At 47.2% G+C, this 26199-nt stretch carries 9 protein-coding genes; 7 read left to right on the top strand and 2 right to left on the bottom strand.

Translation table 11 applies throughout. The features are described 5' to 3' along the window. A partial coding sequence (locus R7Q11_RS21900) for a tandem-95 repeat protein (protein ID WP_225466718.1) occupies positions 1-15266 on the bottom strand: 15266 nt, incomplete at its 3' end. A 182-nt stretch (positions 15267-15448) separates the two neighbouring features. On the opposite strand from R7Q11_RS21900, the gene R7Q11_RS21905 reads away from it, so the two are divergent. From R7Q11_RS21905 to R7Q11_RS21935, 7 genes are all read left to right on the top strand, one after another. Further along, on the top strand, positions 15449-15817 hold the full coding sequence (locus R7Q11_RS21905; protein ID WP_053303761.1) for a hypothetical protein: 369 nt from the start codon (positions 15449-15451) through the stop codon (positions 15815-15817). 9 nt (positions 15818-15826) lie between these two features. Beyond that, complete coding sequence (locus R7Q11_RS21910; RefSeq protein WP_017821587.1) at positions 15827-17176, top strand: HlyD family type I secretion periplasmic adaptor subunit; 1350 nt, start codon at positions 15827-15829, stop codon at positions 17174-17176. Between the two features lie 3 nt (positions 17177-17179). Further along, a complete protein-coding gene (locus tag R7Q11_RS21915) occupies positions 17180-19411 on the top strand; it encodes a response regulator (protein ID WP_225466719.1) in 2232 nt (743 codons plus the stop codon). Continuing rightward, positions 19386-20810 carry a TolC family protein gene (locus R7Q11_RS21920; protein ID WP_017821589.1) on the top strand — a complete coding sequence of 475 codons (1425 nt, stop codon included), beginning with the start codon at positions 19386-19388 and terminating at the stop codon, positions 20808-20810. Before R7Q11_RS21915 ends, R7Q11_RS21920 begins: the two co-directional genes overlap by 26 nt. Further along, positions 20800-22386, top strand: coding sequence for an ATP-binding cassette domain-containing protein (locus tag R7Q11_RS21925; RefSeq protein WP_053303763.1), 1587 nt, complete (start codon positions 20800-20802; stop codon positions 22384-22386). Before R7Q11_RS21920 ends, R7Q11_RS21925 begins: the two co-directional genes overlap by 11 nt. Then, positions 22383-24521 (top strand): ATP-binding cassette domain-containing protein, encoded by a 2139-nt coding sequence (locus tag R7Q11_RS21930; protein ID WP_053303764.1) that lies wholly within the window; start codon positions 22383-22385, stop codon positions 24519-24521. Before R7Q11_RS21925 ends, R7Q11_RS21930 begins: the two co-directional genes overlap by 4 nt. Positions 24522-24626: 105 nt before the next feature. Further along, complete coding sequence (locus R7Q11_RS21935; RefSeq protein ID WP_025768457.1) at positions 24627-25001, top strand: hypothetical protein; 375 nt, start codon at positions 24627-24629, stop codon at positions 24999-25001. Between the two features lie 26 nt (positions 25002-25027). Here the strand turns inward: R7Q11_RS21935 and R7Q11_RS21940 are convergent, their stop codons facing one another. Further along, positions 25028-25918 (bottom strand): RNA polymerase sigma factor RpoD/SigA, encoded by an 891-nt coding sequence (locus R7Q11_RS21940; protein WP_017635872.1) that lies wholly within the window; start codon positions 25916-25918, stop codon positions 25028-25030. Between the last annotated feature and the right edge of the window lie 281 nt (positions 25919-26199).

Consider the following 26199-nt stretch of genomic DNA (forward strand, 5'->3'; position numbering starts at 1 on the left):
CTGTAGCTCACGCTATCTAGTGCTACCTCACCTTCAATATCGGAAGAGTTTGCCAACAACTGTTCTGCACTGATGGTAATGACTTCATCTTCATCAATGGTGTAACTGGTTACGCCTGCGATTGGTGGATCGTTCACCTCAAGAACGGTAATTCCCGCTGTTGTTGTATCAACCGCGCCGTCCTCGTCAACCACGACAACATCAAGGTTCACTTCACCATTGAAGTTTTGGTTTGGTGCAAAGCTGAACGTACCATCACCATTGTCGGTAAAGATACCTTCGCTGCCACTGTAGCTCACGCTATCTAGTGCTACCTCACCTTCAATATCGGAAGAGTTTGCCAACAACTGTTCTGCACTGATGGTAATGACTTCATCTTCATCAATGGTGTAACTGGTTACGCCTGCGATTGGTGGATCGTTCACCTCAAGAACGGTAATTCCCGCTGTTGTTGTATCAACCGCGCCGTCCTCGTCAACCACGACAACATCAAGGCTAACATCGCCTGTAAAGTTTTCGTTTGGTGAGAAGGTGTAAGTACCATCGCCATTAATTTCTAGCACACCGTCGTTACCGCTGTAACTCACGCTGCTGATCGCAACATCACCCTCGATATCCGACGAATTAGCCAGTAGTTGCTCATCACTAATGGTGATCGAGTTGTCTTCATGTACTGTGTAGGACGTGCTGCCCGCAACTGGAGGATCGTTCTCTGGCGTCACACTCACATCAATGTTGGCAGAGGTCGTATCCGTACCGTCTGACACATCGAACGTAAAGTTCACATCGCCATTGAAGTTCTCATTCGGTGCGAAGCTGTACGTGCCATCGCCATTGTCGGTTAGGACACCGTCCGTGCCAGTGTAAGTCACACCTTCAACGGTTAGGTTGTCACCTTCTACATCCGTCGCGCCTGTTAACAAGTCAGCATCGGTGAAGGTAAGAAGACCGTCCTCACCCACAGTGAACGCTTGATCTTGTGGCTCTGGTGCGTCATTGACTGGCGTTACCGTTAAGTCGAGACCAGCCGCAACCACTTCTGCCCCGTCAGTCACATCGTAGGTGAACTCGATGTCACCGTAGAAGTTCTCGCTCGGTGTAATGGTGAAGCTGCCATCCTCGTTCATTTCAACCGTCGCATTTTCATCATTGGTGCTCAGGTTGATTGCACTTAGGTCGTCACCATCAATATCAACGGCATGCTCCAGTAACTGCTCTTGAGTTAGCGTAATGCTGTTGTCTTCGGCGGTAACGGCACTGATATCACCCGTTACTTCTGGTGCATCATTGGTTGGCGAGATATGAATCGTCACATCTTGCGTCGCTGTCGCCGTTGTACCTGTATCCACATCGGTAGAAGTTGCGTTCACGGTTAGCGTCACATCGCCATTGAAGTCCGCAGAAGGGATAAACTCTAATCCTTCTAGCTCGCCTGGTTGTAGTGACCAAGTGCCGTCGCCATTATCAACACCCGCTGATAGTGCGCTGCCCTCTGGCACATCTTCAATCAAGATTGAGAGGTTTTCTGAACCATCGGTATCGGTTAACGCTGCATCGATATCAAGCGGCACTGGTGTATCTTCGGTACCAATGATTTGGTAATCCGCGTCCGCTACCGTGATTTCGATGTTGTCGATGCCGAATGACTCGTCAGGAATACTTTGGTTTAGCGTAGAACCAAAGCCTAACTGAAGCTGACCATCTTCCACCGGAACGGTTAAGTTCACTTGGTGTGCTTGGTCGTTCCAACCACTGAAGCCTTCACGTTGAGAGGCTCCGTGGATCACTTCACCCACTTCATTACCATCTGAGTCGTAAAGCGTTGTCGTACCATCTTGAGTACGGAACGCGGAGTTCTCCAAGGTGGTTAGCTGTTCGCCACCTACAAAGATTTGGAACGACTCGCCATCCCAAGAATCGATTTCGTAGAAGCTAAACGAGATATTCACTTCGTTGACATCGCTTGGGATCTCGTAGGTTTTGCTGACCGCTTCATCACCGCCAGTGCCACCAATACGACCCAACATGTCGCCCGTTTCGAAGCCTTGTGAACTTTCGGTGTTTGCGTTCCAACCGTTCGAGCCAGACTCGAAATTATCAGAGGCAATCACCAAGTCTGAAGCAATCGACAGCTCTGGCATATCAACCACAGATTGAACATCAATGTTCGCTTCAGCAGGAACCGTTGCAGTGCCATCGTTGACGTCAAACGTCACGTTCACGTTGCCATCGAAGTTTTCGTTTGGCGCGAAGGTGTACGTGCCGTCACCGTTATCGACTAACGTACCACTGTCAGAAGCAACGTTTTCAACCGTTAGGTTATCACCATCGATATCACCTGCATTTTGCAGCAATTGCTCTTCGGTGAAGGTGAAGCTTGTGTCTTCTTGCGTAACAAACTGTGGCTGACCAACCGTTGGCAAGTCATTCACTGGGTTCACAGTCAGATCGGCAGTGGCTTGAATGGTGGCATCGCCGTCCGTAATGTTGAAGCTCAGATCAATGTCGCCATTGAAGTCCGCATCTGGTGTGATAGTGAAGCTGCCGTCATCGTTCGCAACAACGGTCGCATTGCCGTCAACAGTGAGGTTCGCTGCGGTTAGGTCATCGCCATCTACGTCGCCTGCTTGCGCAAGAAGCTGCTCTTGGCTGAGAGTGATAGAACCATCTTCATCCACGCTGTAAGCCAAATCACCTGATACTGGAGCATCGTTGACTGGCAATACATCAATGTTTGCATTGGTTGCTACCGTTGCACCATCTTCATCGGTCACGACAACATCTAGGCTGACATCACCGTTGAAGTTTTCGTTTGGTGCGAAGCTGAATGTACCGTCGCCGTTGTCAGTAAAGATACCGTCGGAGCCGCTGTAGCTGACACTATCAATCGCGACGTCACCTTCAACATCAGATGCGTTCGCCAATAGCTGCTCAGAGCTAATGGTGATCACTTCGTCTTCGTTGACTGAGTAGCTAGTTGCACCGGCAATTGGTGGATCGTTCACCTCAAGAACGGTAATACCCGCAGTGGTTGAATCCGTTGCACCGTCTTCATCGACAACCACAACGTCAAGGCTCACTTCACCATTGAAGTTCTCGTTTGGCGAGAAGGTGTAAGTGCCGTCACCATTGTCTTGGAACACGCCATCTGCGCCACTGTAGCTCACGCTGTCGATTGCTACTTCGCCTTCTACGTCAGATGAGTTAGCCAATAGTTGTTCGTTACTGATGGTGATCGAATTATCTTCATGCACCGTGTAAGACGTGCTGCCTGCAACCGGAGGATCGTTCTCTGGCGTCACGCTTACATCGATATTCGCCGTCACGGTATCCGTGCCATCAGAAACATCGAAGGTAAAGTTCACGTCGCCATTGAAGTTTTCGTTTGGCGCGAAGCTGTAAGTGCCATCACCATTGTCGGTTAGGACACCGTCTGCACCTGTGTAAGTGACACCTTCAACCGATAGATTATCGCCATCGATATCCGTTGCACCATCAAGCAGATCTTCATCAGTGAACAGCAAGACGCCATCTTCACCAATGGTAAACGCTTGATCTTCTGGCTGTGGTAAGTCGTTAACTGGATTAACCGTTAGGTCAGCCGTTGCAACAATAGTGTCGCTGCCATCGTTGATATCGAACGTGATATCAATGTCACCATTGAAGTTCGCATCAGGCGTAATGGTAAAGCTGCCATCATCGTTTGCCGTAACCGTTGCATCACCGTCAACCACTAGGTTAGATGCGGTTAGCGCGTCGCCTTCTACATCCGATGCTTGAGCAAGAAGCTGCTCTTGGCTAAGCGTAATTGAATTGTCTTCATCGACACTGTAAGCCAAGTTGCCCGATACTGGCGCATCGTTGATTGGCAATACATCGATGTTTGCATTAGTTGACGCAGTTGCACCGTCTTCATCAACAACCACAACATCTAGGCTCACATCGCCATCGAAGTTTGCGTTTGGTGCGAAGCTGAATGTGCCGTCACCGTTATCAGTAAAGATACCGTCAGAGCCGCTGTAGCTTACGCTATCAATCGCAACTTCACCTTCAACGTCAGAAGCGTTCGCCAATAACTGCTCAGAGCTAATGGTGATGACTTCGTCTTCGTTCACTGAGTAGCTGGTCGCGCCTGCAATTGGTGGATCGTTCACCTCAAGTACTGTAATACCTGCGGTAGTCGAATCCGTCGCACCATCTTCATCGACCACGACAACATCTAGGCTCACTTCGCCATTGAAGTTCTCGTTTGGCGAGAAGGTGTACGTACCGTCACCATTGTCTTGGAACACACCATCTGTGCCGCTGTAGCTAACGCTATCAACCGCGACATCTCCTTCGACGTCAGATGAATTCGCCAGTAACTGCTCGTCACTAATGGTGATCGAGTTGTCTTCATGCACTGTGTAAGACGTGCTGCCTGCCACCGGTGGATCGTTCTCTGGAGTGACTGTCACATCGATATTCGCGGTCACGGTATCCGTGCCATCAGAAACATCGAAGGTAAAGTTCACATCCCCATTGAAGTTCTCATTCGGTGCAAAGCTATACGTACCATCGCCATTGTCAGTTAGGACACCATCTGCGCCTGTGTAAGTGACGCCCTCTACCGATAGGTCATCGCCATCAATGTCCGTTGCACCATCAAGCAGGTCTTGGTCAGTGAAGGTCAACACACCATCTTCACCAATGGTGAACGCTTGATCTTCTGGCTGCGGCAAATCATTAATTGGGTTAACGGTTAGGTCCGCTGTTGCAACAATAGTGTCGCTGCCGTCGTTGATATCGAACGTGATATCAATGTCGCCATTAAAGTTCGCATCTGGCGTGATAGTGAAGCTACCATCGTCGTTTGCCGTAACCCTTGCATCACCGTCAACCATTAGATTAGATGCGGTTAGCGCGTCGCCTTCTACATCCGATGCTTGAGCAAGAAGCTGCTCTTGACTCAACGTGATTGAGTTGTCTTCGTCGACGCTGTACGCCAAGTTACCCGAAACTGGTGCATCATTGATTGGTAAGACATCGACTGTGATGTAAGTATCGACCTCTGCGCCGTCTTCATCACGAATGGTCACATCCAACTGCACTTGACCATTGAAGTTTTCATTCGGAGCAAAGCTACAAGTACCATCGCCGTTTACTGAGAAGATACCATCTGGACCGTCGTAGCTGATGCCTACTAGCTCAACATCCCCTTCAACATCCGAAGCATTCAGTAGCACTTGAGATTCACTAAAGGTTAGAACTTGGTCTTCATCGATAGTGTATGCGGTAGGACCTGCGATTGGTGGGTCATTTACCTCAATCACAGTAATGCCAGCAGTGGTAGAATCCGTTGCACCTTCTTCATCAACAACGACAACATCTAGGCTCACCTCGCCGCTGAAATTTTCGTTTGGTGAGAAGGTGTACGTACCATCACCGTTGATTTCCAGCACGCCATCGTTACCGCTGTAGCTCACGCTATCAATCGCCACTTCGCCTTCTATATCAGACGAGTTAGCCAACAGCTGTTCGTTACTAATGGTAATCGAATTGTCTTCATGAACGGTGTAAGCCGTGCTGCCTGCAACCGGTGGATCGTTCTCCGGCGTCACGCTTACGTCGATATTCGCCGTCACGGTATCCGTGCCATCGGAAACATCGAAAGTGAAGTTCACGTCGCCATTAAAGTTCTCGTTTGGTGCGAAGCTATATGTGCCATCACCATTGTCAGTAAGAACACCGTCCGCGCCTGTGTAAGTGACGCCCTCAACAGATAAGTCATCCCCTTCAATATCGGTAGCGCCTGTTAGGAGATCCGCATCAGTAAAGGTCAGCACACCATCTTCACCAATGGTGAACGCTTGATCTTGTGGTTCAGGCGCATCGTTAACTGGTGACACCAATAACTCAAGGTTGGTTGAGACAACATCATCGCCGTCCGACACATCGAACGTAAAGGTGATATCCCCATTAAAGTCCGCATCTGGCGTTAAGGTGTAAGTGCCGTCGCCATTGTCTGTGATGGTGATGTTTTCATCATCCGTTGCCAAGTTCAGCGCTGTCAGTTGGTCTCCATCCAAGTCACGCGCATTAGCAAGCAAATCTTCTTGCGTAATTAGGATTGAACCATCTTCTTCAACCATCGCTGAAACAGGCAATGCTTCAGGCGCATGTTCAATGTGGGCACCTGTTGCATTGACGTAGATGGTTTGAGAAACGGTTTCAGAATCATTATTTGATAGCTCTGTTGCCGTTGCCGTTACATTGATTTCTAACTGTTGGTTAAAGTCTTCTGGCAATTGAATCTGTAGCTCTTGTTCAATTGCTGTGGTTGGAAGCGTTACAGAACCATCTGGACCGACTGTCACTTCACCGCTGTAGATCTGGCTGTTCACTTCACCGACATCAATGGTGAAGTTGAAGTCGGTGTAATCGGCATCGCCGCCACCGTAGAGATCTTCAAAGCCGTAAACCAGTTCACCGTCTTCGTTCACGGTAGTTCGGGTATGTTCAATACCATCTTGGTTGAGCTCTGAGCTTGAACCACCGTGGAAGACTGCATCACCGAATTGACTTTGAATCACGGTTTCAGAACCATCAGCGCCAACAAACACGAGTTGTGGGTCAACTGTATCCATGTTCGCAGGAGAGCCATCTGCTGCACGGAACTCGTACTGACCATCTTGCATGGACGCAAAGTCATTGAAGTTATGACCGTTAGGAATCAAGAATAGGTTGAAGCTTTCCCCTTCCGAGATTTGGAAGCTGAACTGATCTTGTCCCGGAACGAGGTCACCGCCGCCACCAACTTGAGAGGCGTTTTCGTATACCACTTCAACGCCCGTGATGTTGCCATCTTCATCGACTTTGTAGTAACCCGCAGTGTTTTGGTAACCCGCGGTTTCACCTTCAAACGTAACCGTGATTTCAGTATCGTTGAAACTGGTGATACCGTTGTCTTGATCGTTAAGTACCCCTTCGTTGTCGTAGCTGATCACCGAACCTTCTGGAACACCATCCACGGTCACCGTCAGTGTTTCTGACAAGTCTTGGTCAACCAATGCTGCGGCGATGTTCACTTCAACAATACCGCCTGGCTCGACCAAGATTGCTTGATCATCCACGTTTCGACCATCGCCATCAGTGATGACTAGGTCTGGCGCATCTGCCACGGCTTCGATATGGACATTAATGTCTTGCTCAACTTCATCCGTACCGTCAGAAACCGTAAAGCTGAATTGCAAGTCACCACTGAAGTGCTCTTCTGGTACGAAGCTAAATGTACCGTCACCGTTGTCCGTTACAGTACCTTCATCACCCGAGTAATTAATGCTGGTAACAGTGAGGTCATCACCATCAATATCAATCGCACCACTTAGCAGATCTTCTTGCGTGAACAGGATGCTGCCATCCTCTTCAATGTGGTACATGCCAGGCGCAACAATTGGAATGTCATTGACTGGGTTCACCGTCAACGTCATTTCATTGGCAACACTCAATTCACCGTCGCTTACTTCATAAGTAAACTCGATGTCTCCATTGAAGTGCTGTGAAGGCGTAACGGTAAAGGTGCCGTCGCCGTTATCCACGATAGAGGCATTCGGATCATTGGTTTCTAGTGCCGTTGCGTATAGGTCATCACCATCTTGATCGCTGGCATTTTCAAGCAGCATTTCTTGTGTCACGAGGATAGAGCCATCCTCGTCCACGTCTGCCACGATTGGCGCTGCTTCTGGCGCATCGTTGACGAACTCAACTTTCAAGTCGATGTTTGCCGCCACCACATCGGTGCCATCGCTCACATCAAACGTAAGGTCAACATTACCAAAGAAGCCCTGCTCTGGCGTTAACGTGTAAGTGCCATCGCCATTGTCTGTCACTTGAACCGTATCGCTTAAGCTCGTCACGTTCACAACAGATAAGTCATCGCCTTCGATGTCCGTCGCTTGAGCCAACAGCTCTGCTTCAGTAATCGTGATCGCTTCGCCATCTTCTGTGGTGAAGGACAAATCAGGCACATCTGGCAGGTCGTTCACTGGGTTAACGGTGAGGTTTAGATCCGCAGCGACGGTTTCGATCGCGTCAGTTACGTCATAAGTAAATTCGATTTCACCAAAGAAGTTTTCGCTCGGTGTAATCGTGAAGCTACCATCAGCGTTCTCAACGATGGTTGCATTAGGATCGTTGGTCGACAGGTTCACCGCTTCAAGGTTGTCACCATCCACGTCCGTCGCGTTCGCCAACAAGTCTTCTTGAGTGATGGTAATTGAGCCATCTTCATCGACGACCGCATCAACCGGACCGCTGACCTCTGGACCTTCGTTAACGATCTCAACATCGATCTTAGCTGTACTTGGTGCACTTGCTTGACCATCGCTGATGTCGAAGGTCAGGTTCACTTCACCATAGAAGTTCGAAGTTGGCTCGAAGGTAAAGGTGTTGTCGCCGTTGTCTGTCAACGTACCTTGTGACTGGTCAACAAGCAGTAGATTCTCGATATGCAGAATGTCGCCATCCACATCAGTCGCACCTGATAACAGGTCTTTTGCTTCGATGATGATGGTGCCGTTTTCTAGCATTTGAGTATGCAGCGGCGCACCAGGAACTGGCACATCGTTGACTGGAATAACGGTCAGATCTAGATGAGTATCGACTTCATCGGTGCCATCGAAGACTTTGTAATCGATATCGACTTCACCATTGAAGTTTTCATTCGGCATAAAGGTGTAAGTGCCGTCGCCATTATCGACAAGCTCACCGTTATCACCGCTGTAAGAGATATCAGAGATAGACAGCGCATCGCCTTCCACGTCACTTGCATTGGCAAGCAAATCATCCGCGCTAAACGTAATGCCCACATCCTCATCAGTCGACAACACAATCGGACCAGAAACAATTGGTGCATCGTTTACTGCTTCAAAGTTGATGTTGATGATGTTGTCGTCAGTGAGTTCACCATCTGTAACTTGGTAACCAAGCTCAATCTCACCGTAGAAGTTCTCATCTGGTGTGACTGTCCACGTACCATCGCCGTTGTCGGTTAACGTAGCGTGCTCCGCGTTATCCCCCACCAGCTCAAGGTTTTGAATATCAAGAACGTCACTATCGATATCACTCGCTTGTGCGAGAAGCTGCTCTTCTGTGATTACCACAGAGGCAAACTGCGTAGAACCTTCGGTATCGATGGTCACATTTGGCAGGTCAGCGGTCAGTTCGATTTCACTGTCACCTTCTCGGATATTCAGTTCTACCGTTTCCGTGATTTCCGTGCCGTCCACGCCAATAGATGTGAACACCGCTTCATCATGACAAGTTTGCGAAACCGTCATGTTTTGAACCACGTAAGTACCGTTACCTTGAATCGTTCCTAGCTCAAAGTAAGATACAGGCTCGTTCACCGTTAGGGTGTAATCCGTCTCATAGCTACCACGATCTTCTTTGTGGTAAGTCATCGAGTCGATCAAGTCACCATCGGAGTTGAATGCGCGAATTTCGACTTCGGTAAAGTGGCGAGACTCTTCCATAAACCAGCCGCCTAGACCATCTAGGTGGAAGCTGATTTCGTTGATGTCTTGACCTTCAACGGTCACAGTGAGTTTTTCATCACCGCTCAAGCCTTGGCGGTCAGTATCGCCAATACCATGCCCAATGTGTGTTTTACCATTCCACGCACCGAGTGGATCATCATTACTTTGAACAGTAACTTTCAAATCGCCATCGACAAACTCACGTGTGTAAGGGTCAACAGCTGTACCCCAATCATCAAGGCTCGCATTGTCATCAAAGGTACCAATTTGACTTGTATGCGTGCCGTTTGCCAATGCATCATCATTTGGAATGAAGCGCACTTCCGTATCTGCAGGAACCTCCTGCCCGACTTCTAGCTGTACCCATTCGTCATTTAGATTCGCTTCAATGATGCCGTTTTCAGGGGCTTGGTCGAGACGTAACGCAGGCTCTTCACGCAGAGAAACACCCACTGTTTGGTCTTCTTCCGCTTGAATAAAGATCTCGTCGCCCGCTTCTGGCGCATCGTTGACAGGATTAACGGTCAGATCCAACGTGGTCAGAACATCATTTTCGCCATCGCTGATGTTGTAAGTGAAGTCCAACTCACCGTTAAAGTTTTCCGTATGCGTAATGGTGAAAGAACCATCATCGTTGGCTACGATCGTCGCATCCGGGTCATTGGTTTGTAGATTGCTGGCAACAAGGTCATCACCTTCAATGTCTGTCGCATTCGCAAGCAACTGTTCTTGCGTGATGGTGATGGCGTTATCTTCATCCACTTCAGCTTGAATGCCTGATGTTTCAGGTGCGTCGTTCACCGCGATAACATCGATGCCTGCGGTTGTCGTATCTGTTGCACCATCTTGGTCGATGACCGTAACGTCGAGCGAAATGTTACCGTCAAAGTTCTCATTTGGCGTAAAGGTATATGTGCCGTCGCCATTGTCCACGAAGCTACCGTCGTTACCAGAGTAGCTAACATTCGCCAAGGCTACGTCGCCTTCCACATCAGAAGAGTTGGCTAACAACTGCTCGTCACTAATGGTGATTTGACCGTCTTCTTGAACCGTGTAAGACGTAGAACCTGCAACCGGCGGATCGTTCACTGGTGTCACGCTGACATCAATGAATGCTGGTGTTGAACCTGTGCCGTCAGACACATCGAATGTGAACTGAACATCACCGTTGAAGTTCTCATTCGGCGCGAAGCTGTAAGTGCCATCGCCATTGTCGGTAAGAACACCATCTGCACCTGTGTAGAGAACGTTTTCGATAGACAGATCATCGCCATCAATATCTGATGCACCTTCCAATAGGTCTTCATCCGTGAACAGCAGGGTGCCATCTTCTTCTACCGTGAACTGTTGATCTTGCGCTTGTGGCAAGTCATTCACAGGATTAACCGTAATATCCAGACCAACTTGTACCGAGCCGCCATCGTTATCAATGATATCGAAGGTCAGATCTAGGTCGCCGTTGTAGTTTTCATCCGGTGTGATGGTGTAACTGCCATCATCGTTGTATTGAATTGTCGCGTTGTCATCTGTCGATAGATTGATGGCTTCAAGGTTCTCGCTATCAATATCGCCCGCTTTGGCAAGCAACTGCTCTTGGCTTAGCGTAATTGAGCTGTCTTCGTTGATGGTGTAAGCCAAATCACCCGATACTGGTGGATCGTTGATTGGCAATACATCGACATTGATGTGCGTATCAACGGTTGCCCCATTCTCATCTTGAATGGTCACATCCAACTGAACTTGACCATTGAAGTTCTCGTTTGGTGCAAAGCTACAAGTACCATCGCCATTGACGGTAAAGATACCATCCGAGCCTTCATAGCTGATGCCAACAAGCTCTACATCGCCCTCGATATCAGATGCGTTAGCAAGAATTTGTGACTCACTGAATGTCAGTACTGAATCTTCGTCAATCGTGTAAGACGTTGGACCGGCAACTGGAAGGTCATTCACTTCAATGACGGTAATGCCTGCAGTCGTTTCGTCAATCGCACCTTGCTCATCCGCCACAATCACATCAAGGCTGATATCACCGCTGAAGTTCTCATTCGGCATGAAGGTGTAAGTGCCGTCACCGTTGTCTTGGAATACGCCATCGGTGCCTGAATAGGTCACGCTATCGATGGACACTGCGCCTTCCACATCCGAAGAGTTAGCCAGAAGCTGCTCGTCGGAAATGGTAATCGCGTTGTCTTCATCAACCGTGTAAGACGTAGAACCCGCAACCGGAGGATCGTTCACTGGAGTGACGCTCACGTCCACATTTGCTGGTACGGTTTCAGTACCGTCAGAAACACCAAAACTAAAGCTGACGTCTCCGTTGAAGTTTTCATTTGGTGCAAAGGTGTAAGTACCATCACCGTGGTCAGTCAGCACACCATCGCTGCCTGTGTAGCTAATGCCATCAACCGTTAAGTTATCGCCATCGATATCGGTCGCGCCAGCAAGCAAGTCTGCATCGGTAAACTGAAGCGTGCCATCTTCTTCAACACTGAACTGCTGGTCTTGAGGAACAGGAAGATCGTTAACTGGATTAACCGTTAGATCCGCCGTTGCTTGGATAGTGTCTGTGCCGTCCGTAATGTTGAATTGGATATCAATGTCACCATTAAAGTCCGCATCTGGCGTAATCGTGAAGCTGCCATCGTCGTTCGCTGTGACGGTTGCGTTTCCATCTACAGTCAAATCGCTAGCAGTCAGACCATCTCCCTCAATATCAGACGCTTGAGAAAGAAGCTGTTCTTGGCTGAGTGTAATCGCACCGTCTTCATCAACGCTGTAAGCCAAATCACCCGATACTGGCGCATCATTGATTGGCAATACATTCACATTAATGACGGTATCAACTTCTGCTCCATCTTCATCTCGAATGGTCACATCAAGTTGAACTTGTCCGTTAAAGTTCTCGTTTGGCGCGAAACTGCATGTGCCATCATCGTTAACGGTGAAAATGCCATCCGGACCATCGTATCTAATACCAACAAGCTCTACGTCGCCTTCCACATCAGAGGCATTCAGCAGCACTTGCGACTCACTAAAGGTCAGAACAGAATCTTCATCAATGGTGTAAGAAGTTGGTCCTGCGACTGGTGGATCGTTCACTTCTAGTACTGTAATACCAGCAGTGGTGACATCCGTTGCGCCTTCTTCATCAGCGACGACAACATCAAGCGTCACTTCACCATTAAAGTTTTCATTTGGAGAGAAGTTGTACGTACCGTCACCATTGATTTGCAACACACCATCGCTGCCAGAGTAGCTCACGCTATCTATCGAGACATCCCCTTCTAAATCCGAAGAGTTTGCCAACAGCTGCGCGTCAGAAATGGTAATAGAGTTGTCTTCGTGAACTGTGTAAGACGTTGAACCAGCCACAGGAGGATCATTCACCGGCGTGACGCTCACATCTACATTCGCTGAAACCGTATCTGTGCCATCAGATACGTCGAAACTGAAGTTCACATCGCCATTGAAGTTCTCATTTGGCGCAAAGCTATACGTGCCATCGCCATTGTCAGTTAGAACGCCGTCGGTTCCTTCGTAGCTGATTCCCGTTACAGAAAGGTCATCGCCTTCAATGTCGGTCGCGCCAGCAAGAAGATCCGCATCAGTAAATTGCAGTGTGCCGTCCTCTTCCACATTGAATTGTTGGTCTTGAGGAACAGGCAGATCGTTGATTGGATTAACGGTTAGGTCAGCGGTTGCTTGAACGGTGTTCGTGCCATCTGAGATATCGAAGCTGATGTCGATATCACCGTTGAAATCTGCGTCCGGCGTGATGGTGAAGCTACCATCGTCGTTTTGAGTCACCGTCGCGTTGCCATCTACCGAAAGGTTAGACGCCGTCAGTGCATCGCCCTCCACATCAGAAGCTTGCGACAACAACTGCTCTTGGCTCAAACGAATCGAGCCATCTTCATCCACCGAGTAAGCAAGATTGCCAGATACTGGTGCGTCATCGACAGGCGTAACACTGACATCAATGTTGGCAGAAACCGTATCTGTGCCGTCGGACACATCAAAGCTGAAGTTCACATCGCCGTTGAAGTTTTCATTTGGCGCAAAAGTGTAAGTCCCATTGCCGTTGTCGGTCAGGATGCCGTCGCCACCATCGTAACTCACGCCTTCAACGGTTAGGTTATCGCCTTCAATATCGGTAGCGCCAGCAAGCAGGTCAGCATCGGTGAAGATCAGGGTGCCGTCTTCTTCCACCTCAAAGGTTTTATCTTCAGGCACTGGTGCATCATTGATTGGACGAACAGTTAAATCGATAGAGCTTGAAACGGTTTCTTGACCATCACTGATATCAAACGTTAAGTCGAGTTCACCATTGAAATCAGCGTCCGGCGTGATGGTGAAGCTACCATCGTCATTTTGAGTTACCGTCGCGTTGCCATCTACCGAAAGATTAGATGCCGTCAGTGCATCGCCTTCCACATCGGAAGCTTGCGACAACAACTGCTCTTGGCTCAAACGAATCGAGCCATCTTCATCCACCGAGTATGCAAGATTGCCAGATACTGGTGCATCGTCGACTGGCGTAACGCTTACATCAATGTTGGCAGAAACCGTATCCGTGCCGTCGGACACATCAAAGCTAAAGTTCACATCGCCATTGAAGTTTTCATTTGGCGCAAAAGTGTAAGTCCCATTACCGTTGTCGGTCAGGATGCCGTCGCCACCGTCGTAGCTTACGCCCTCAACTGTTAGGTTATCGCCTTCAATATCCGTTGCACCAGCAAGCAGGTCAGCATCGGTGAAGATCAGCGTGCCGTCTTCTTCCACCTCAAAGGTTTTATCTTCCGGCACTGGTGCGTCATTGATTGGACGAACAGTTAAATCAATCGAGCTAGAAATGGTTTCTTGACCATCACTGATATCAAACGTTAAGCCGAGTTCACCATTAAAATCAGTATCAGGTGTGACGGTATAAGTGCCATCACCATTATCCACAACCGATGCATTAGCACCCACTTGCACGTTGAATGCGGCAAGATCATCGCCATCAACATCACTCGCGTACCCGAGAAGTTGTTCTTGAGTGAAGGTAATAGTGCCATCTTCATCCATGATGTATGCCAGATCTTGCCCTACTTCTGGCGCGTCATTTTCACCTTCGACTTTAATTTGGAACGTCTCGCTCGTAGTTTCGGAGTCGAAATCGTCTTCTACTTGCGTCGTGGTTTCTTCGCTGGTGTCTTGTACATCCACCGCGAAGCTCTCTTCAGTGGTTTCTGAATCTAGCTCGTCACCACCTTGAGAACCTTCAGAGTCTGAAGAAGCACTTGGCGCAGATGAAGTTTGTACCGCTTGTCCTTGCGCTTCATTGCCTTCTGCGTCCGAACCACCTTCAGAGCCAGAGGCATCACCACCACCGACCGCTTGGGCACCCGCCCCAGAATCCGAACCACCGCTGCCCAGAGCCTCGTCACCTGATTCTCCGCTAGAAGCTACACTATCAACAACATTGGATTGTGCAGCGTCAGAGTCGCTGCTACTTTCAGTATCCTCTTCTTGAACTGCGCCACCCGAGCTCACTGCTTCTTCTTCCGTACCCGCGCCACTAGGATTTTCTTCCATCGCACGATTGGCTTCATCAACAGCATCTGCACTTTCAGCACCGGTCGCTACAGTCGAAGAGACGGTCGACTGCTGTTTTTCTTCTTTTGTCCCCGTATCCTTCGTTTCTGTTTGCTCTACCGCATCGTTAAGCCTTTCATTGTCTTTTTCTTGATTAGTGTCGCCTGCCATTACAGCCTCCGTTGCTTTTAGCTAACTGATCGTATTTAGAGGCAGTAAAGGACACCATTTTTAGAAACCAACTTTTTTATACAACTTTTTTCATACCTTTCGAGTTCTATAAAAACAAAAAAATTTGAAAACCCAGTATAAAGATCCTTACTTGTTGTCATTAAAGCAATTAGTGCGGTGGGATAATGATAAATATGACAAATCTGTTGCGCTCAGTCGACAACAGCCATAAAGGGCTGCAATTGCTATTAGGCGATTTTTACCAAGATTTCAGTGATGCAGGGATTGATATTGAGATGCTGCATAAACAAAACCGTTTTGAAGCACTCAGATGTTATTCAAAAAGACTAAAGACCATTCTCGTCTTGTTATGTGATGACGACTTACCACCAAAATTGGCAAAGCTTGAACACTTAAACAAACACCATTTCCCTGCTCCTAATGAATTGATCGAGGACGTTAAAACCGAGCTTAACAACGTAAACAGACAAATTAGCCAGCTGTTAAAAATCGAAAATTCAATCGATAGCCGCACAGGTAGTGAATCATAGGGGTGGCTCATGAGTAATAAGCAAATAGAACATCACCTCAAAAAGGCGCTTGTTTCGAACAACGAAGCTTCGAAAGTAACAGCAGACGATACAATCGTGCTAGCAAGTGCAATGACCAGCGTACACAAAACCTTGCTGGTTATCTTTTTGCTTTCCATGGTGGCTATCGCCGTGGCATCTCAGGCTCGTATCGACATTGTGGTGTCGGTGCGCGGTGAGCTATTGCTCGAATCTGACATCGAAAAAGTGCAACACCTTGAAGGCGGTATTCTAGAAGAAATGCTAGTGCGCAAAGGCGAAGTGGTTTATGAAGGTCAACCTATTGCACGCCTTCGCTCTCTGGATAGAAACACTCAACTTGATACGGTAAACACAGAGATCATTCAGCTTGAGCTAGACAAGATTCGTTACGAAAGCCTGCGCGATATGGTGGAACCCGATTTTTCTTCCTACATCGAAAAGTACCCAGAATTAGTGCAAGTCAACATGAATACCTGGCAGCAAGAATTTTCTAAAAACCGTTCCAATGAAGAGTTGATCACTCACGATATCCAACATAAGAATTCGCTTATTGATTCAATGCTCAAGCGCCGTAAAAGCTCCGAGAACCAGCTCTCCTTGATACGCAAGCAGCTCAATATTAAGAACACCTTGTACAAAGAGGAAATGGCGTCTTACGTCGATGTTCTGAATATGCAGGTTCAAGAGTCAAACATGGTGCGTGAGATAGAAAACCTTGATGAGTCGGTCATGAATGAGCGCTTCCAACTCGACAAACTAGAGAAGCAGTACCGAGACTTGGTGGAGAATCGTAATGCCGAGTATCAAGCACAAATCATTCAAGCAAACAAGGACTTAAAGTTGAAACGTATATTACGTCCTCAACACTCAGATAAAGTGGATCGCCTCGTGGTTTACGCCCCTATTGACGGTGTAGTAGATAAAGTGCACTTCAACTTCCGCTCCGCTGTGATACCGCCAGGTGAAAGCATCGCGGACATTGCACCGATCAATAACGCCCTTCACGGAGAGGCGAAGATCCCGCGTAAAGACATGGGTTTTGTAGAAATCGGACAAGCGGTCAAAGTGAAGATGGATACCTACAACTTTGCCAAATACGGATTTTTGGAAGGTCGAATTGCATCGATCAGCCGTTCTTCTTATGAAGAAGAAGACGCTGAATTCTACCTCGCGGAAATCCAAATCAGTCAAAACTATCTAGAGCGCGGAGGCACACAATACAAGCTGTCCCCTTATATGGAGTTTACCGCAGACGTGAAAACAGGTTCACGCCGGGTGATCGAATACGCAGCGAAGCCGGTTATGTCGGCTATCGAAGACGCATTCGATGAGAGGTGATGGATGAGTAGCAAACCTTCTTACAATATTTCCGTTCCTGTTATGCGCCTAAGCATCGCTTTCAGCTTGATGCTGGCTGCCCTCGCCTTTTATTTGTATATCTCTTGGGAAAAAGTGGATTCAGTCAAGAAAGTGCAAAACGCGCCTCTTTTGGTTCAAGCTCAACAGCTCAACCAAACTATCGAGTTTGATATTCAAACGCTTCAACGCTGTTTAAGCGCACGTTATTGCAGTACAACAGAGCTTGATTTTGAGGTTCTGAAAGACGAAATTGACCAATTTAAGTCGCTCGCGTCACTCAACAAAACCGAGTTTAGCTTGGTGGGCGCGACCGAATACACGCAGCTTGAACTGGCAATCAATCGCTTCTCAGACAGCCAAAAAACACGCGACGATGTGTTGGCACTGTACCTCTCGCTCACCAATAACTACCTACAAATGGACGACAACTACAGGACCATATTTAACAACCATGCGAGCGACCTAATGATGGAGAAAAACGAGTTCTTCATTTGGTTGTTTGTGGTCGTTGTCGTACTGGTTGGTATCGCAGTGCTATCGAACTTGGTGGCAATCCTTAAACTGAAAAAATCCAGCTCGAATGAGCGTGACATTGACCAAGAATTCGATGAGCTTTATCAAGAACTCAAACAACTGGATTTACAAAGGTTGGAAGAGTTGCTGAATGAAGTGAGCATCAATCCGAAGCAGCGTCAGATCTACTCACACCTAAAACTGATTTTCAGCAAACTCGAAGAGCAAAAACGCAATAACGATCTCTACAAGCAGCTCTATGCTCTGATTGGTTACGAGATTCGTGGCATCACCAACACCATTAACGGCGGCGTGCAATATCTCGTTCAAGAGACCGATGAGAGCGGAGTGTTGATGGCGCAAGATATAACCTCGGCTGCCAATACCCTGTCTGAATTGGCAGAGAACTACAACCGACTCATTTCACAAGGGACCGAGAGCAAATCGAAAGAGTTTTCACTGCTGAATGTACTGTCTGAATTGATGATTCACATCAGTTCAAAAGTGCAGCGCAATGAAGGTGAGCTAGACTGCTTTATCTCAGATAACTTACCAAACCGTGTTGAAGGACAATCCACCAGCTTATTCTGGGTGTTGTTCCTACAGCTATCAAATGCCATCCAACTCAAAGCCGACAAGAAACTGTTTGTCACCATTGAATCAGGTGCGGCGTCAGACATTGAAAATACCCGCCTGACCATCAATCTAAACTTCTTAACCACGCTGGATGTGCCGCTTGCCAAGCTCAATACCCTACACTGGAGCGACCATAAACAGCACACTGCAACCAAAGACGATTTGGCGAAAAGCGTGTTGAAAGATTATGGCTATTACGAGAGCCATTGGTATCAATCGGGCAATCAGGAACGTTTTCAAATTCAGCTCGATTTGAAAGCCAAAAGCTTCCACACCGAGAAAACTCGCTTCGACAATAAGCGCCTATTACTGTGTGCCAACTCTCAGCTGCGCATTGATGTGATGAACAAAATGTTAGTCAACTTGGGCTTAGAGATTACGCCAATTCGAACGCCGAACGAACTCTTCTCTGCGGCAAAAACCTTTGGCGAATACGATGCCATCATGCTGACCGACACGTTCGAGCCAAACAAGCTGCCCTCACTGAGCAAAACGGTGAAATCGCAACTGCGCAATCACCCGAATACTAAATTGCTGCTTTCAGTCACTAGCACTCAGCAAGCACAAGAGAGCCATACCTTTGTCGACAAGATTCTGAACTCTCCTGCGATTCCGTATGAGTTCATCCCCAATCTTTTAGCAATCATGGAAGCGGAAGCCTCAGAAGATCAGATGGAGAACAGCTCATTCCTGATTGTTGAGGATGACCGTGTTCAACAGATTCTACTCAAACGTATTTTGAGCAAGCAAGAATACGAAGCCGATACCGTTGGCGATGGCGCAGACGCCGTTCAGCACTTCATGAATCAGCGCTCGGATATCATTTTTATGGACTGCATCATGCCAGGCATGGGCGGTATTGAAGCAACCAAACGCATTCGACAATACGAACAAGAGAACGGACAAAACCCCTGCACCATCATAGGTGCGACAGCATTGACCAGCAGTAATGAACACCAAGCTTGTATCGAAGCTGGAATGGATTACGTGATCAGCAAACCTTATAAAAACGACGAAATCATCAAGGTGATCAACAAGTATGTGGCGGTACAGAAACTTAACTAGCTGCGTATTGGCAGCGCTTACATTGAGCAATGCTCCTTCGGCAATGGCGACCACCTTGCTTGAGGCGGTCAAACTCGGCTTGGAAAACAACTTATCTCTGCGCGCTAGTGACAAAGGCGTGGAAGAAAACGAATACAACATCGACATTAGCCGCTCTAAGTTCCTACCCTCTTTAAACGGTGCTGCTGATACCACATGGAATGAAAACGAGACCATATTAACGGGAACACCGGATACGCGTTCTAGCTACAACTCAAACAGCTACAGCGTGTCTTTATCTCAATCAGTGTTTAACCTTGGCGACATCTTCAAATACGGCACCGCGAAACTTGATTTCAACATTGAAGAAATCAAACACGAGAACAAAATCCAGAGCACCATTTCTGAAATCGCGACGCAATATTTCGAGTACCTGAAAAACAACGCGCAAATCAAAGCCACCAAAGTCGAGCTTAAATCGTCTGAAACACGTGAGCGCCAAATGCGTCGCAACGTGGAGCTTGGCAACACTGCGGCGAGCGAGTTGTATGAGGTAATTGCTCAGAAAGAAGGCATTGCCAACCGCTTAAGAACCTTAGAGAAAGATCGACGTGTGATTTTGAACGGTTTAGAGATTCAAGTTCAATATCCAGTCACCCCATCGCAGGACATCTACGAAAGCGTGCCCTTGGCGGAAATCAGCGAATCCGAACAACGCGCGATTCTTGAACAAGCTTTGAAGCTCAATAACGATTTATTGGTTGCGAAGAAAACCGTAGAACGCAGCCGAAGAGGGTTGAAAGAAAGCGGTTCAAACTTTGTGCCGACCGTGTCACTCTCTGCCAGTTACCGTTATGACGATGCGAACAACTATGACCGAACCGACCCCACCGCAACAGGGGACAGTAACTCCACCAGCGTCGGTTTGAACTTGAATGTGCCGATTTTCTCCGGCGGTTCGGATTACTACGGTTATCAAAAATCGTCGACTGCCATCGAGCGAACCGAGCTACTGTACCAAGATTCATTGTTCACGACGCGCAATAGCGTTAACACCTCGGTACTCAACATTAATGACTTCTCCCGCGCTATTAGCAGTTACGAGAATATCATCCGAGCTAACTACGCCTCCTACAAAGGCATTCAGCGCGCTTACCAGCTTGGTACGCGAACCATTACCGACTTACTGGCAGCAGAAAGTAAACTGTTTAGCGCGCTACGTGATTACGAGAGCGCGCGTTATGACTACATCATTGAATCGATCAATCTTGAGCAAATCAAAGGCATGCTGTCGGTGCAATCCATCGAAAGCATCATGCAGTTGATGAGCGATATCGAAGGCAGAAGCAATCAAGACTTAGTTCCAAAACACCTTCTCTCCAAACCATCGATTAAGAAAGGAGGTCGCAATGCAAACTGAGCATTTTTCCCAGAAGATTAACTTTGCTGACAAGTGTTATCTGACTTTCTCAACGGTCATCTCAACACTGTTTGGTTTAGTGTTGCCCTTTTCGATTCTGATTATCTTTGACCGTGTTTTACCTAACCAAGCTAAAGACACGCTGTTTCTTCTGTTTGCCATTATCTTGATCACCATCTTCCTCGACTATCACTTAAAGAATCAGGAAGAGAAGATTTCGTCGGTGATCATGAAGCAATTCGAAACCAACTTAACCAACAAAGTGTTTCAATCCATCTGTTTGGCTGAGATATCGAAGTTTCGTCGCCTAGAACCCGGTGAATACTTAGAGCGTATTGCCACCATTCCCGAGATTAAATCCTTCTTTGGCGGAGAATCTGTACGGGCATTGATCAACCTTGCCGTCAGCATACTGACCATTCTGATTATCGGTGTGATCAACATTTGGGCGGGAGTGACCATCTTGCTCGCCTCCATCATTTTGGCGGTGTTCGCACTGAGCCTATCTAAGCAGAAAATCAACAGCTTAGAAAACAAATCCGACATCGAAGGCTTAACTACTTCTAAAATCATCGAGATCATCTCTAGCCCACTCGATATCAAAGCGCGCAATATGGAATATCGCGTTGAGAGCCTCATGACACAAATGGTGGAAGAGCGTGAAGTCGAGAACATCAAATACGAGCAAATTGAATCGAACTTCAGCCTTATCTTGTCGCTCATACAACAGCTCTCCATTGCTTGTGTGGTGGTAGTTTTGGCAACGGCAGTTATCAACATGCAATCTAGCCAAGGCATCATGGCTGCCATCATCATGCTTACCAACCGCTACTTCGCGCCATACCAGCAAGTAATGCGCACGGTGAGTCGATGGGAGTTGAACAAGCTTCATATTCAACGTATCGCCGAGCTGCTTGAGCTTGCGGCATCTGTAGAACAACAAAATGATACGACAGAAGTCGAGCGCATCTCGGTGAAGTATTCGGAAAAGCAACGCATCGAGTTTGAACGTGGTCAGGCTTACTTGCTGACGGGGAAAAGCGGCGCAGGCAAAACCCATCTTGCCAATTGCATTACGCGGCAAAACACCGACAACAAACTGGACATTAAGATCAACGAGACACCACTCGATGACGTCAACTACAACGTCTGGCGTAATAGCGTGCTCATGGTCGACAAAACCAGTTCGTTCGTCGAAGGCACCATCATCGACAACTTGACTTGTTTCCGCCCAAGCTTAAATAACACGGCATTTGCGCTTTGCGAAACCATGAACATCAAAGCACAAATCGATGCCCTTCCCGCTGGTTTTTACACCGAGCTTAAAGGACATTTACGCAACCCATTCTCTCGCCAAGTCGCTTATGCCCTGTTGTTGGTGCGTGCCTTACTCGCGAACAAACGTGTGTTGATCTTCGACGACATCGACTGTGTTTATGATGACGACTTTGCTCGATTGGTTTTGACCAGTACTGCCTATCGCGCCAACGACAAAATACTCATCATCGTCAGCAATAAGATGGACAAGCTCAATCATCGCCTCAAACGCGTCAAACTTACCGGAGGTGACCAATGAGTATTTTGGTTGATTTTAATAATGTCCCTCAGCGCTTGTTGGACTTTGAGGCTCGCAGTTATGACGAGCGATACAATCAGTCACCTTTGATTCGTGGTTTAGCTTACACCCTCATTGCGCTTGAATGGGAAGGCACACCTTCTATCCTCAGTGACGCTTTTATCCCTAAACCAAAAGACAGCGACAGTTTTGTTGCCACGATTGAACGCCTTGGTTACCGTTGTGACGTCACCAAATTAAAAACGTTGGAACACATCGAGGGGCACCCTCATCCTTGTTTTATCGAGATCGAAAACCTCACTGCGATTTTCTTGGGCACCAAAGACGGCAAACTGATCCTGTTTGATTACACCAATAACAACACCATTGAATACCCGCTCTGCAAGAAGCCATGTTTGTTGGTCTCGATCAGCGAATACTCGCGCTTGTTCCGAGAGCCGCCACCTGAATCTCAAGACCGCAGTAACTGGATTAAATACGCGTTTTATCGCTACAACAATGAACTCAAGAGCCTGATTATCCTCAGCTTCGTGGTCAGTATTCTCGGCGCACTCCAGCCCTTTTTTATTATGAGTGTGTACAACTTCGCCTTGACGTCTAGCTCGCAAGCCACGCTCTATTGGCTCACGTTGTTTGCCGTGATTGTTGGGTTTTCGGAATACTTTTTCAAGAAAATGCGGGTCAACATCATCGCCACATCAGGGAAGGATTTGGCGGTGCATATTTCTCAAAACGTAATATCCAAACTGTTGTGGCTTCCTTATTCGATGACATCTACCGCTGGTGTCTCTTCTCAGTTAGCACGTTTGAAAGACATCGACACTTTCCGCCGTTTGGTAACCGCAGAGTCAACATTAAGCTACTTCGACATGCCGTTTGTTATCGTATTCATTATTGCCATTGCTCTTATGTCTGGTACCGCGGCGCTAGTCGTTATGGCGGGGTTGATTCTAATGTTGGTGTTCTGTGTTTATTCTCGTTACATCTACTCGCAAGCCACGTCCAAGAGCTCTCGCGCCAACGCCATGGTTTCTTACCAATGGAATGAGATTCTTCGTGGTATAAAAACCATCCAAGGCTTGCCATTGTTGCGTGTTATCCAGTCCCGCTTTAGCGCATCGCATTTACAAAGCACCAACGATGCAGAACATGTTTCAGTGACTAATAGCAGGGTTCAGGCAGCAGGCGGGAGTTTGATTCAGGTTATTGGTACCGCAAGTATCGTCGCGGCCGTTATCGGCGTGATGGACGGCACCTCCGATGCAGGTGCAATGCTTGCTACCGTAATTTTAGTCTGGAAGGCGTTGGGGCCTATTATGGGCATCTACAACTCTATTTCTAAGTTCCAATCCATTAAGGCGTCTTCTGCGCAAATCAACAACCTTATGGCGATGAATGACGATAAGCTAACGTTAGAGAAAAGCCCCCCTATTCGCCTATTTCAAGGTAGTATCGTCGGCTCTGGTGTGAGCCATCGTTATAGTGGTGCGGCAACAGGCTTAACTAATCTTGGTTTTAAAATTCCACCGGGCGCAAAAGTTGTGATTTGTGGACCAACAGGTTGCGGTAAAACGACGCTCATTTCTATTATCGCTGGGCTAGAGGAACGCTATCAAGGCTCAGTTTCGGTGGACGGTTATAACATCAAACAATTCAACAGTTACCGCTATCGAACCTCGATTAACTACGTCCCGTTTAACCTGCATATTTTTGAAGGCTCCTTGGAGACTAACTTCATCTTGCATAATGGGTTAATCCCAACAGAAAAAATGCGTGAAATGGTGAGTTTCTTTGAGCTCGATACATGGTTGCCACAAGGCCTGGACACTCAATTGAGCGTTGATATCTGTAAAAGTTTACCAAATGGTATTCAACAAAGACTGCGGCTCGCATTAGGGCTAGGTAACTGCGAACAATCTTTGATTATCATTGACGAGCCATTTAATGGTGCTGAGCAAGAAAACTCGCACTACTTCAAGCGGTTATTCAGCGACAAACTACTCAATAAGACCGTTATTTTCTCAACGAATGATCCGGGCATGATCTCTACATCCAACATGAGCTTAGTCTTGGAGCCAGATGGCAACCTGAAATATTTCGGGTTAACCGATAAGTACTTAAAAAGTCTAAGTTAAGTTCGGAATGTGGTGTGGTTCATCATTCATACTTGAGCACGGTCATTGACAAAAATGTAAACGATGAGACTATTTACTCTGTAAGCGCGTACACTAAGGAATCCGATGTATACATTTGTTGCAGACAAATTGGATGTGGTTTATTTATCAACGATACCAGAAAACTACCAGTTACAAGACTTCGACGTGCCTGAAGAAGAACTCGAAATTCGTGAAATTGTAGAGGTATGGTATGAGTGTGCGTTTCTTCCTGACTTTAACCTTCAACACATCGACATCGAAAACAAAACCGCATTAGTCGAGACACAAGCGCAAGTCGTAAACAACTACACAAGTACGCTCGCTTTTTTACTCAAAAGTCGTGCTTATCGCGCAGCACTTAACCGATTATTGAGTGTATGGAGATTGGAGGCAGCAGCTAAAGCACAGCTTGAGCTGCTGTTACTTACGGAAGAACAGAGTAGCAAGCCAGTAAATTAATCGGCTAGGATAAGGGGCTAAAAATCTTAAACCCAACCATCGAATCGGAGACGTTTCTGCACGCGTTCAACCGCCTCTATCTGCATCTGACGAACACGCTCGTTAGACACGTTTAACAACAGGCCTATTTCCGACAAGGTTTTCACTCTCTGGTCAAATAATCCGAATCGATGGATTAAGACTTTCTGCAACTTAGTTGGCAAGGTTTTAATAATATTTTCAATAGCTTGAGTAAAGCACTGATTTTCACAGTCTTGTTGTGGATCTGGCGTATACTCACTTTCACACAGTTCAAGAACAAATGGAACGCGATGTAGGTCCGCAGTGGTCGATACATCAATAAAGCCACTAAGCGCAACAAGTTCATCTATACGCTCTGCTTTCACCCCTGAGCAGCGTGAGAGTTCAGAAATAGACAACTCCTTGCTCTCACTTTTTGACGCATCGAGCTTTTTTAAAGCCAGGCTATTTATCTCTTTGCACACATGAGCAGGTAAACGTACCGTGCGGCCATTGTTCATTAATGCCGCTTCTATATTCTCGCGAATCCACCATACCGCATAAGTAGAAAAACGGTAGCCTGGCTCAGGATCGAACTTATCGACCGCTTTTATCAAACCAATATTACCTTCTTCTATTAAATCGAGCAGAGTAAAGTTATTGCCTGGCCGTTTGAGGTAGCCTTTTGCGATTTTCACAACAAGTCGAAGATTAGACTCAATCAACATTTCGCGCGCTTCTTCATCACCAGCTCGATTAAGTTTGGCGTAATGCAACTCCTCTTCACGAGACAACAAATCAATGCCCACAATATCTTTGAGATAGTGAGCATAAGGGTCTTTCCCAACTGACAACGATTCTTTCATTGACAGTTCATCCGTGACAGCTCGGAACCTAGCAAAGCATTCGTTGTTCATTCCCCGTCCTTCTCAAGCCAACTTATTTCTTATCTTCTTTAATTGTTTTTGTACAACACTGTATGCATCATGCTTTATATGCATTACTTTACACTGAGTGTAGACAGGGGTTCTGATCTTTACCAAGAAATCACTTATCACTTTAAAACAATTACTGCTTCTATGATAAAAACGTGAGCAAGCGGGGGTTTATATATATGAAAGTGATAGTATTTGTACGCAAATTGGCCTCAAAGAAAACAACGCAACGTGGTCGTCAACGCTTACCACCTTACTCTGAC

It is taken from the genome of Vibrio sp. 970 (assembly GCF_033339075.1).

Bases quoted from the DNA above. Each gene is read 5' to 3' on its own strand.
- R7Q11_RS21910 (WP_017821587.1), top strand. From the start codon at position 15,827: ATGAGTAATAAGCAAATAGAACATCACCTCAAAAAGGCGCTTGTTTCG.
- R7Q11_RS21915 (WP_225466719.1), top strand. From the start codon at position 17,180: ATGAGTAGCAAACCTTCTTACAATATTTCCGTTCCTGTTATGCGCCTA.
- R7Q11_RS21920 (WP_017821589.1), top strand. From the start codon at position 19,386: ATGTGGCGGTACAGAAACTTAACTAGCTGCGTATTGGCAGCGCTTACA.
- R7Q11_RS21925 (WP_053303763.1), top strand. From the start codon at position 20,800: ATGCAAACTGAGCATTTTTCCCAGAAGATTAACTTTGCTGACAAGTGT.
- R7Q11_RS21930 (WP_053303764.1), top strand. From the start codon at position 22,383: ATGAGTATTTTGGTTGATTTTAATAATGTCCCTCAGCGCTTGTTGGAC.
- R7Q11_RS21935 (WP_025768457.1), top strand. From the start codon at position 24,627: ATGTATACATTTGTTGCAGACAAATTGGATGTGGTTTATTTATCAACG.
- R7Q11_RS21940 (WP_017635872.1), bottom strand. From the start codon at position 25,918: ATGAACAACGAATGCTTTGCTAGGTTCCGAGCTGTCACGGATGAACTG.